General features: G+C 54.8%; 4 protein-coding genes. 3 read left to right on the top strand and 1 reads right to left on the bottom strand.

Annotated elements, in window-relative coordinates; translation table 11 throughout:
* The first annotated feature begins 34 nt into the window (after positions 1-34).
* The 3 genes from M891_RS0113605 (at position 35) to M891_RS0113595 (ending at position 6054) form a co-directional block, all read left to right on the top strand.
* Positions 35-1672, top strand: coding sequence for an ABC transporter substrate-binding protein (locus M891_RS0113605; RefSeq protein ID WP_028539236.1), 1638 nt, complete (start codon positions 35-37; stop codon positions 1670-1672).
* A gap of 171 nt (positions 1673-1843) precedes the next feature.
* Entirely contained in the window at positions 1844-3943 is a 2100-nt protein-coding gene (locus tag M891_RS0113600) for an alpha-galactosidase (RefSeq protein WP_016313257.1), read from the top strand.
* A 2-nt stretch (positions 3944-3945) separates the two neighbouring features.
* On the top strand, positions 3946-6054 hold the full coding sequence (locus tag M891_RS0113595; RefSeq protein WP_028539235.1) for an alpha-galactosidase: 2109 nt from the start codon (positions 3946-3948) through the stop codon (positions 6052-6054).
* A 132-nt stretch (positions 6055-6186) separates the two neighbouring features.
* Here the strand turns inward: M891_RS0113595 and M891_RS0113590 are convergent, their stop codons facing one another.
* Positions 6187-11670 carry a S8 family serine peptidase gene (locus M891_RS0113590; RefSeq protein WP_028539234.1) on the bottom strand — a complete coding sequence of 1828 codons (5484 nt, stop codon included), beginning with the start codon at positions 11668-11670 and terminating at the stop codon, positions 6187-6189.
* Positions 11671-12148: the final 478 nt, after the last annotated feature.

Here is a 12148-nt window from a genome sequence, read left to right as displayed (position 1 = left end):
CAAGCGCAAAAGTTCAAGAGAGGGGTTTACGCGAATGAAGAAAAAGCTGCTATTCATGGTATCCTCTATGTTGGTCCTGGCCTTGCTCGCAGGCTGCGGGTCCGGGAACACCCCGTCGGCGGGAGGCAATTCTCCTGCGGCGAGCGGAACAACCGGAGAGGCACCGGCGGATGACAAGTCGCCGATCACGCTGACGTTGTTTGACCAGAACACCGGGGATCCATTTACAAACCCTGTAGCGAAAGCGATTACAGAAAAAACGGGCGTGACGGTAGAAATCCAGCAGCCCACCGGGAATCCAGCGGAGAAGCTGAACCTGATGCTGGCAAGTAACGATTTGCCGGACATCGTGCTGATGAGCCGCGGAAGCGACATCATGAACAAGTATATCTCCTCGGGAGCCGTGATCCCGCTGGACGATCTGATCGAGCAATACGGCCCGAACATCAAGAAGATGTATGGGGATACGCTGAAGAAGACGCGCAGTGCGGACGGGAAGAACTACTATCTGGCTAACTGGTACGGTCTGGAGCAGTATCCGGTATTCGGCTTCCTGATGCGGATGGATTTGATGAAGGAGCTGGGTGTTGGGGATAAGGTGAACAACGGCGAGCCGTTTACCGCCGAAGAGTTCGAGAACCTGCTAAAGGCGTTTAAGGAGAAGTACCCAACAATCGATGGCAAGGAAACCATTCCGATGACGTTAAATGGCGACAACATGAGCGGGGTCACCGGTACGTTTAAAGGAATGTATGGCATTATGCCGTATTACGAGAAAGACGGCAAGCTGCTGAAGGATATCCGCGATCCGCGGTATTTGGAAATGATGAAATATATGAACTCATTGTATCGCCAAGGTCTACTCGACAAAGAGTGGGTAACGATGAAGACGAAGCAGTATGAACAGAAGCTGGCAGCTGGGAACGTTTTTGCTACCGCGGATGCAGGTTGGAACGTAGGCGGAGCCAACGGTCTGTTGAAGGCAGATGCTCCGGACCCCGCGAAGGCGGAGGAAAGACAGTTCTATCAATATAAAGTGCTGGCACCGGGCATCGGACCAGACCAAACGACGTACGGGCCAAAGAGCTCGCTTGGTTGGGACGGCATCTCCATCACCAAGACGAACAAGGACCCGGTTCGCACGATCAAGTTCCTGGATTTCCTCGCCAGCGAGGAAGGGCAGTATTTGATGATGTGGGGCGTGGAAGGCGAGCATTGGGATATGAAGGATGGCAAGCACGTGCCGCGTCAAGAAGTACTGGACGCCTTCAAGAAGGATTGGGCAGAAGCCTCCCGCACGACCGGGATCCGCAAATGGACTTGGACGATCAAGAACGGACCGGGCTCTGACGGCACGCCATATGACTTGATTGGCCGTGGGATGAGCGATCCGACGACGGATCTGGCGATCAAGAACTTGGCGGATACGTCGTTTGATACGGCGCCTTACGATAGCCTTGGCCCGGACGGTGGCACACCGGAAGCCATTATGGAGACGAAGGTGAACGAGACGATTAACGAGTACTTCCTGAAGATGGCCTTGGCTCCTAGCGAGCAAGACGTGGTGACGTTGTACGACACCATGATGAAGCAAGTGGAGGCTGCTGGCCTATCGAAACTGGAAGATGTGTATAACAAGAAGTATCAAGAACGTATGGAACTGTGGAAATAAGACGATGTGACTGAAGCGGCGGGGGAATGGGTTCCTCCGCTGCTTTGTTTTTGAACGAAGCTGCTAATCAAAAAAGGCATATCCCGCTATCAATCGGAACATCGTTGCATGGAACCTCATAAGGTTCGACCTTATAATGGGGGCGAATAAGCGGAGAAAGGGTGGGGTTGAATGACGATTAACGGAACGATCACGGAAAAAGTCCGCTTCTGGGTGGAATCAGATACGCTTAAATTTTTGGATAACGGGCTTGGTCGCTTAAGCTTTGATTTGGCTGGCGGCACCTTTGCCTGGACCTGCCGCGAAGCGCTGGTGTGGCACGAGATTCGCAGCGCGTTTCGGTGGCAGGGGAGGGAATACCATACCGGCCTGTATGAGCGCCATGAAGTGATCGGGGAGCCGAAGGAGCTTAGCGATGCGTTTGGATGCGGCCTGCAGGTGGGGATTCGTCACGAAAAACCGGGGTTGCCGATCGTGGAGCAGTATTTTTCCCTTTATGAGCAGCAACCTTTCTTCTTGATCCGGGTTGTTGTGGCAGCTGAAGGCGGACTAAAGTTAAACCGGATTGTGGTGCTGCAGTCCGCCAAGCTGAGTATCGAAAACGCTCCCTCGCGTCACGAGGCGTCTGGGGAGGATCAACTGCATGCTCTTCGCATCCCTTACGACAACGATAAATGGGTGCGTTACATTGCACAGCCGTTGCCTTGGGAGACAGAAAGCTATGAAGCGGCCGCGTTGTTTTATCCGGGCAGCCGGCGGGGCTTTGTGACGGGCTCGGTGTCCCACGACGTTTGGAAGACGGGCATCCGCATCCGAAGTGAACGAGCTGGCAGGCTGGATGAGTTCGAGCTGTATGCCGGGGCAGCCGGCGTGATGACACGGGATACGCAGCCGCACGGGTATGTGCACGGGCCGCGGGTCGAATCCCCGCTGGTGTTCGCGGGATATTATGACGATTACCGCGAGGGGCTGGAGGCATATGGCCAAGCCAACGCGGCGGTTGAGCCACCGCTGAAGTGGGAAGGCGGCGTACCGTTTGGCTGGAACAGCTGGTCGGCGGCAATGAGCACGTTGGATTACGAGCTGTATACGTCAACCAGTGATTTTCTGAGAGGTGAAGTGCAGCCGCTGGGATTTGAGAGCGGAGAGACACTCTACATCAACTTCGATGCCTTCTGGGATCGGCTGACGGCAGAAGAGATGGCGGATGCACTGCGCCGGGTGCGGGAGAATGGACATAAGCCGGGAACGTATTGGACGCCGTTTGCCTTCTGGGGCAGTCCTGAGCAATTCAGCCGGGAAGTGGAGGGCACGGGCGGCAAGTATACGTACGGTGAGATCTTGCTTCGCGATGCGGAAGGGGAAATCGTGGCCGATATCGCCGGCGGTCTGGCGATTGATCCCACACATCCGGGGGCGTTGCAGCGGATCGATTGGTTTACGGAGAAGATCATTCGCGAAGGCTTCGAATACGTGAAGCTCGACTTCATGGCGCACGGGGCGCTGGAAGGGAAGCATTATGACCCTGCGATCACGACCGGCATCGCGGCTTACCGCCACGGCTTATCCTATTTGGCATCAAAGCTGTCGCCGGAGGCGGTTGGACGGCCATTTTTTATCAATCTGTCGATTGCGCCGCTGTTTCCGTACGCTTTTGCCCATAGCCGCCGCATTTCCTGCGATGTGTTTGGACAGATCGGAGATACGGAATATTTGCTCAACTCGTTGACTTACGGCTGGTGGATGAATGGCTGCTTGTACCGATTTAACGATCCAGACCACACGGTACTCTACAAAAGCTTCAATCAGGACGAGACTGGCTGGCATGAAGGGCGGAGCCGCCTGACGGCATCGGTCATTGCCGGAACACTGCTATTGCTTGGCGATGACTTCCGCAAGGAAGGCGCCGCAGAACGTGCCAAGGCTTGGCTGGGCAATCGCGCGGTGATGGACATCGCCCGATTGGGGCAAACTTTCCGGCCGTTGGAAGGGGGCTTTGGTGATCGGGCAGCTGATGTGTTTGTGTTGGAGGTTCCTGCTTCAAATCCTGAGGGCGGAGATGCGTGGTATATGGCCGTGTTTAACTTTGATGGGACGAAGGGGGCTCGGAAGACGGTATCTCTATCGCGTGCGGGTCTGAATCCGAAGGTGCTGTACCGGGTTGATGATTTGTGGGAAGGTACGGAACAGGAAACCGCGGGCGAGCTGGTTGTCGACCTGAAGCCGGCGGAAGCCAAACTATTTAAACTCACTCAGCGGACGGTGATCTGAACATGGCAATTTGGGTGGATGAACAACATCAGATTTTTGCATTGCAAACGAACGGCAGCTCTTATGTATTTGGCTTGAATGAGAAAGGCAGACTGCAGCATCTATATTGGGGAGCGCCGATCGATCCGATCGAGGCGTTGCCGCTGTTGAGAACGCGGGGGCATAGCTCCTTCGACGCGGAGATTGAACGGGAAGCGGAGGAGTACAGCTTCTGGGGCGGTGTAGGATATGTTGAACCGTCGCTAAAAGTGACTTGGCCGGATGGGGTGCGGGATTTTTGCCCGAAGTATGCGGGGTACCGGGTCGATCAGCCAAACGGGAAAGATACGCTGACGCTTACCTTTCAAGATGAGGTGTATCCGTTTGAGGTTCGCTTGAGCTATGTGGTGATTCCTGAACATGATGTGCTGGAGCGGTCCGCCAGCTTTGTGAATTTGGGCGGTGAACCGGTGCTGTTGGAGACGATGCAATCGGCTGCTTGGACGATGCCGGTGTTGCGGGACTATCGGTTGACGCATGTCACAGGGAAGTGGGCGGGCGAGTTCCAACTGCGACGTACCTTCTTATCCGAAGGCAAAAAAGTCCTGGAATCGCGCCGCGGCTTCACCGACGGCCATGCGAATCCGTGGGTTGCCGTTGATGACGGGACGGCGGCGGAGGATCGCGGCGATGTATGGTTCGGGGCGCTGGCATGGAGCGGCAACTGGAAAATCGTCGCCGAACAAACTGCATTTCGTCACGTTCGCGTAATCGGAGGCATCCACGATTTCGACAGTACGTGGTTACTTGGCCCCGGCGAGACGTTTACCGCACCGATGTTTGTCGGCGGGTATAGCGGCGCCGGGTTCGGCGAGATGAGCCGCAAGCTGCATCGCTATCAACACGATTACGTGCTGCCGAGCCGAGAGCCGCGCAAGGTGCTGTACAATTCGTGGGAAGCGACGTACTTCGATGTGAACGTGCAGGACCAAATGGCTTTAGCGGAGCGCGCGGCCAAGCTTGGTGTGGAGCTGTTCGTTGTTGACGACGGCTGGTTTGGGGCGCGCAACCATGATCGCGCCGGGCTGGGCGACTGGGTCGTCAACCGGGAGAAGTTCCCGAACGGGCTGAGCGAGCTGATCGATCGGGTACATGAGCTGGGCATGGACTTCGGGATCTGGGTGGAGCCGGAAGCGGTGAACCCGGACAGCGACCTGTACCGGAGTCATCCGGATTGGGTGTACCATTTTCCGACTCGGGGAAGGACGGAGCTGCGCAACCAGCTGCTCTTAAACATCTCCAAGCCGGAGGTCAAAAACTACATCCTGGAGTTCATGACTGATCTGCTTAGCCAACACCAAATCAAGTTCATTAAATGGGACATGAACCGGACGGTGACGGAGCCAGGGATGAGGGATCATCCGCTGAATCGCCAGAAGGAGATTTGGATTCGGCACGTGCAAAGCCTATATGAGATCTGGGCCGAGCTGCGCCGGCGGTTCCCGCACGTGGAGTTTGAGACTTGTGCGGGCGGGGGCTCGCGGATTGATCTTGGCATTTTCCAATATGCGGATCAGTCTTGGCCCAGCGATAATACAGATGCCTTCGACCGGCTGAGCATCCAGGAGGGCTTCTCCTATGTGTATGCGCCGAAAATGATGACCTGCTGGGTGACGGAGTCCCCTACCGGGATGAACCGCCGCGTGCTGTCGTTGCCGTACCGGTTCCACAGCGCGATGATGGGAACGCTGGGCATCGGCGCGAACCTCAACCATTGGAGCGAGGCGGAGCTGCAGGAGGCCGCCGGATTTGTCCAGCTTTACAAAACGATCCGCCCGCTGGTGCAGTTCGGCGACCAGTACCGGCTGAATGCGCTGAGCCACCTGGGGGTGACGGCGGTTCAGTACGTGGACGCCGCTCGCGGGGATAGCGTGCTGCTGGCGTTCCTGCATTCGCAACGGCTGGGCGACCGCCTGCCTCGCTTACGTCTGCAAGGCCTCGCGCCGGACAAAACCTACGCCATCGAAGGGGTGTCCGGCGCCTGGAGTGGCCGCAGCCTGATGCAAATCGGCATCGAGTTGTCCCTGCGCGGCGACTTCGACAGCGTACTGTACCGGATTCGCGAAGCGTAACGTTGGCGTACGCCCCCACAGTTTTTGTCTAACGGTAAAAAAGGCTGTCGATTCGGTTAGATATAAAAAAATCAGCCCCAAGCGGTTTTGTGCCGCTTGGGGCTGATTTGCTTTCAGATCGTGTCCAAGGAATTACCGGATCACGATTCTGTGAACCACGCTGTTTTCCGCGCCGGCGTTATCAGTCACCGTTAAGGTGACGGTGTACGATCCAGCAGCGGAGAAGCGGTGTTTGACTTTGGGGCCGAACTCAGTACCGCCGTCGCTAAACGACCAGCTGTAGCGGACGATACGACCGTCGGCATCGGAGGAGGCGGATCCGTCAAATTCAACTTGCTTATTCTTGGCTGAACGTTCCACGGCATGAATGACAGCAACCGGCAGGACGTTTGGCGTATTCCCGGGATCCTCCCCAGGGTCTTCACCAGGATCCTCACCTGGATCTTCTCCCGGATCTTCACCCGGAGCGCTGACAAACAAGCGGCCCGGTGCTTGGAAGTCGCCGCTGTTTCCAGCCGCATCTTGGACAGTGACAACGATCACGCCGCCTTCCAAGACAAGCGAGGCAGGTATCGTGTACGTTCCTTCATAGTGCCCTGGTTCCGTTTCCGTTAACGGAATACCGTTGCTCGAAGCGCTCGATACCGATAACGGCAATTCGATGTGGAACGAAGCCGTCAGCCCTGGAACGCTGTCAAAGGAGACCGTCAGCGCTTCACCTGCTGTTAAATGAACATCCTCTGCCGGTGTCAGATTCATGATCTCCGGCAGCTCGGTATCCACGTAGACCGTCCGAGTGACCGTCGTTTCGTTTCCGGCATGGTCCGTCGCGGTCACGGTGATCAGATTCTCACCGGCGTTAATCAACATACGATATGCGAACGCGCCGCTGCCTTCCAACGGAACCTCTTGCCCGTTGACGGTTAACTTGTTGATGAACTCATCGAACATAGAACCCGTCACATTCAATACTTCTGAATTGGTTCGGAAGCCGTCCACGGGTGAAACGACTTCAAGTTCCGGAGCAACTGTATCCAGTGTAATTGTGGCAGGCAGTGAGCGATCGGTTGCCTTCCCGTTCACGAGGACTTCGGCAGTCAACTCGTTGGCTCCGTCATGAAGCTCGATCGGCAGACTGAATTGCCCGTTTTCAACCGTCGTTGTTCCTGCCAGCTCGGTGCCGTTGTATACCTTCACCTCAGCGCCGTTCGCCATAGAGGTTCCGGTTACGGTAAAGGCGGCTTGATTCGTATAAGATCCATCCTCTGGAGACGTAATCACTGGTGCATGCACCGGATAACGGACGACGGCGCGAATCATAAAGTTGCCTTGTGATTGATCAACCAAGCTCCACACTCCGTTGATGCGATTCCAGCTGCGACCGGCGTTCGGGCTGGATTCGTCCGTCCCAATCCCTGGAGCGTTGGTTCCGACTAAGGTTTGAATGTAGACGATGTAGAAGTCACCTTCAACTGTAACCGGCTCTGGCAGCTCAAGCACGGTCCATTCATCATTACGCAAAGCAGTGCCGTCAAAAGGACCGGCGATTTGCTGGCCTGGTGCTCCGTCCGGGCCGGAGGCATCGTAAACGGCGTATTGGATTTCGGTTCCGCCCGGAACCGGCCATTCCGTATTCATGAAACGGATCAATGCACCGGTGACTTGCACCGCGCCGGCCTCCGGCGTCATGCGTACCGCCCAGGCGTTGTCTGCTTTGTTGAAGACCCACGCATTTTCCAGCGTGCCGTCATCGTAGGCGATTTCGCCAGGCAAGCCCACAAACGGCTTGAGTGCCAGCGAGCCGTCAGCAGTTCCGTTCGGCGGTACTGTCACCGTTAACGTATCGCCGTAATAATCGGCTGCAATTACCGACAACGTATAGGTCCCTTCCAGAAGTTCTAAGGAGAAGCTGCCATCAGCCCCGGTGATTTGTGGTGCAACCATCGCATCTTCAAGTACGGATACTGTTGCACCTTCGATCGGCTCACCTGTACGTTCATCCGTGATCGTACCAGTGAGCGTGCCCTTCGGAATCGGCTCCAGGGTGAAGTTCACCTTGGCATTCCCCTGATCGGTGATGGTCACATTTGCCGTTTCCGGATAATAGCCGTAGGCTTCCGCTTTCAGCGTGTAATCCCCAGCCATATGATTGAAGCTGTAGCGTCCGGTGGCTGGATCGGTTTTGACAGAACGCCCGGTTTCCACCACCGTCACCGTTGCGCTGGCCGGCAGGCTGCTGATGCCGATGTCACCAGATGGCTTCGCTTCCTTCACTTGTCGCTCAAATTCAGCCTTGCTGGTACGCGTCAGTTTGTAGGCCGGTCCGGATTTTACAACCTTGTCCTTTTTCGTTCCGGTGTCGCCGAGCACGTCTTTCGTCACCCGATCTTCGGGTGTATTCACGCTCAGCACCTGAACATTGTCAATGTACCAGCCGGCCCTCACAACGCTGCCGTCTGTTGCTAATCGGAAGCGAACCTGTACCTGTTCTCCGACGTAATCCTCGAGATCGTAATAAGCAGGGCTCCAAACCTTGCCCTCGGTGTTATGCGAAAATCTCCCCAGCTCGTTCCATGTCGCTCCGCCGTCGGAGCTGATTTCCACATAACCGTAATCAAAGTTGCTCTCAATTTCAAACCAATGATCAAACACAAGGGTCGCGTTATCGACGGTGCTCAAATCGATCGTTGGGGAGACAAGCGAAGCATTTGCTCCATTCTCATAATTGTTGTCGAGATCGGTTCCCCATACGTTTGGCTCGGATACAGCGCTGGTCGGACCGGGTTCCATCGGAGTGCCGCGTTCCCATTTATCCCCTGCGCCGCTGTGCGTCCAGCCGTTATCGCTGTCACCGTCAAAGTTGTCGCTGAAAATGATAAGCGGACGAACAACGTTGATCTCCAATTCTTCCGACTTGGCGCTTTCGTTACCGCTATAGTCCGTTGCGGTAACCGCATAATAATAAGTAATGTCCGATTCGGTTGTGGTGTCGGTATATTCCGTCAAAGATGTTGTAATGAGTTCTTCATAACCGGATCCTGAAGTTGTGGAACGGTATACGGTGTACTCTTTTACGTCCTCGTCAACGGAAGGAGACCAGGTCAGTTCAACGCTGCCTACGAGGGTGGCGGAGCCGCTCAGATCCGTAGGAGCCGCAGGAGCGGAGTCATCAGGCAATTGCAGGGAGAGATCATCCAGATACCATCCTGCTTTCTGCACGACACCATCGCTCGTTAAGCCAAATTGCAAGTACACTTGCTGACCGGCGTAGTCACGCAGATCCAGATATTGCGTGGTCCAGCCGTTGCTCGTTCCGGTATACTCTGCCACGGGTACAAAGGCATAATCGGTATCCAAGGTTGCCATGTACAACGTGCCGACATCAAATCCCTCTTCAAGATCGTACCAATGTTTGAAAGAGAGGATGGCTCCTTCCGGGCTGTCCGTTAAATCAATCGGAGGCGCCAGCAGATAGGAATTGGCAAGGGGTTCATAACTGTCGGTTAGATTGGTAGCGTACACCTTCTCGCCGGAATAAGCACTGCCCGGTCCGCTGACCGGCGTTCCCCAAGCCCAGGTATTCCCGGCTCCGCCGGAAACAAACCCAGTGATATCCGTTTCGAAATCCTGCAAATAACCGGGCACAACACCGGCGGATACGCTCACGGAGTAAGGGTCGCTGTCAAATCCGTTGTTACCGTAATCGTTCACTCGAATGTAGTAGTCGAGCCCAGCAGTACTAATTAGGAAAGAGGGGATCGTTGCTTCATATACCCCGTCTTTTTCGTTCCCCGACACTCGTACAGCTGGAATGTATACATAATGGCTGGTTCCCGCTTCTTTGGCGTAAAATTCAACGGATGTGACGGCAACATCATCGCTTACTTGAGCGGATAACGTCACATCGAAGCCTTCATATATTAAAGTAGGCGGTGTATGTGTCAGCACCGGTTCCTCTAAATCCTCCCCTGCCGTGATCACACGACCTGAGACCGTGCCGATACCTTGGAGCACGGAGCCTACGGCATCCAATGCATTTACGATGCCATATCCGTACCCGTTATTAGGTACTGTGTCATACTCAGCGTCTGTCCGCGGCGTGGCCGTGCTGGTCAAGATTTCCTCGAGCTGGTCTACCGTGAGCGAGTGGTTCGCCTGCAGCAGCAAGGCCGCGATGGCTGTCGTATGCGGACCTGCCATCGAGGTGCCGTTCCAGCCGCCCTGATAAGCTCCGCCAGGAACAGAGGAACGAATGTTAACACCTGGCGCGGAAACCTCCGGTTTAATTTCATCGTAAGGGGAAGGTCCACGCAAAGAGAAATCCGCTAAATTCCCGTTGATGTCCGTAGCGCCGGTAGCGAACGCTTCTGGATAGTTCGCTGGCGCAGCTACCGAACCCGGACCGCCGGGGTTATCAAAATCGGTGTTGCCCGCGGAGAACTCAGGGAAGATTTGCGCGCTTCTCCAAGCTTGTACGATCGGGCGGAACCATTCATCGATGCCGGGACCGCCCCCCCAGGAGTTGTTCACCACGTCAGGAGCGAGCTCCGGATGCAGATTCCCTTCGGCATCCACTGGCGCGAGCAGCCATTGGCCGCCATCCAGGATGATGTCATCCGTGGTGTCAGGGTTAAAAATCCGGACAGCGATCCATTTTGCACCAGGCGCGACGCCGATCTGGTTCGAGCCGTCTGGTTCCGAACCAACCATCGTTCCCATGGTGTGCGTACCGTGGCCATGGGAATCGGCAGGCAGCGGAGCGTGGCTGTGCGGATCATACCAGCTGAGCTCGGGATCCACGATATTGCCCGAAGCATCAATGGCCCGCCATTTGCTCCGCAGCGCCGGATGGTTGTAGTCTACCCCGGTATCGAGGTTGGCGACCACGATGCCGGTGCCATCGATGCCCATGTTCCACACCTCAGGGGCGTTGATTTGGGCAATATTCCACTCAACGCTGCTTGGGTTAACGTCCTTGGTCGCTTGCTTTGAATCGCCCAGTGAAGTGGAGACCTCGTCGGCCGGTTTCACAGCAGGCATCTTCACGGCAGGCTCTACAGCCGCATCTTTATCGATTTCAACCTTTTGCAGATGACGTTTTTCATTCGGCAAAATTTTCTCGACTTCGGGGAAAAGGGCGATTCGCTCCATCACTTCTTTGGAGCTTGTCACCGCCATGGCATTTACGATAAAGTAGCTTTTGTAGTCTTTCACTTCTCCGGATTGCTGGGCTTTCCGCAAGTATTCCTCCAGCTTAAATTGGGTGCGGGAGGCCGTTTCGCGCAGAGCGCTGACAACGGAAGTCCGTACGGACAGCTTCGCGGCGGAAGGAGTCGATTTCTCCAGCTGGGCTTTCTGAAGAGCCAGCTTGGCGACCGAAGTGGTATCGGTCTGCTCCTTGAGTTTGACAAGGTAGGTGACGAAGTCGTCCTGCTTAAACTGGGTCTGCAATTTAGCGTCAATTTTGGCTTCGGCCACTTGGGGCGCGGACGATCTCAAGCTGCTCTGTCCCGATACGCTGCTGCTGCTGGCGGAGGCGACGGGAACAAGAGTTAATGCAAGAAGGATCGACATGCCAAGCGAGAAAGGTTTGCGAAATCTCTTGAGACTTATCAACTTCTTCACTCCCTTTGATTAAGTTTTAAGCCCAACATCCATCCTGTGACGGCCGTCCGGAGTAACAAGATCTGAGTCCGGATGCATGACTGACAAAAAATGAATCAATTGCCTCTTGGGTACATCACCTCCTTTATGTAAAATAGTGGAATCAGGAGTAGTAAACTATGGTGGATGTGAGTTAAAACTAATGGCGTGGAGTGAACCGTTAGGTTAGTAGAGGTCATAGAGTGAAGAAAAGTTAACACGGAGCGAACCTTATTTCTCAACATTTCATAAAATAAGGTAATATCTGGGGTTGTTACGGACAGTATATATCTGTAAAATCAGGTGCACAAGTAGGTGGATGTGTAAAATATACATATTTTCTTATAAAAATAGGAAAAAATAACTAGAATTTGATGCAAATTATCGGATTTTATGTGAGTTATCTTGACATCTTGCTAACTTCGGTTTACATTAAGCACAAATTCATATT

This window comes from Paenibacillus sp. J14, from assembly GCF_000518465.1.
Lineage (GTDB): Bacteria > Bacillota > Bacilli > Paenibacillales > Paenibacillaceae > Fontibacillus > Fontibacillus barengoltzii.
The sequence above is the reverse complement of the archived record's forward strand: the minus strand, read 5'-3'. Positions and strand labels throughout refer to the sequence as shown.

What these genes read in the sequence shown, in the direction of transcription:
- M891_RS0113605 (WP_028539236.1), top strand. Translation starts at nt 35, where the DNA reads ATGAAGAAAAAGCTGCTATTCATGGTATCCTCTATGTTGGTCCTGGCC.
- M891_RS0113600 (WP_016313257.1), top strand. Translation starts at nt 1,844, where the DNA reads ATGACGATTAACGGAACGATCACGGAAAAAGTCCGCTTCTGGGTGGAA.
- M891_RS0113595 (WP_028539235.1), top strand. Translation starts at nt 3,946, where the DNA reads ATGGCAATTTGGGTGGATGAACAACATCAGATTTTTGCATTGCAAACG.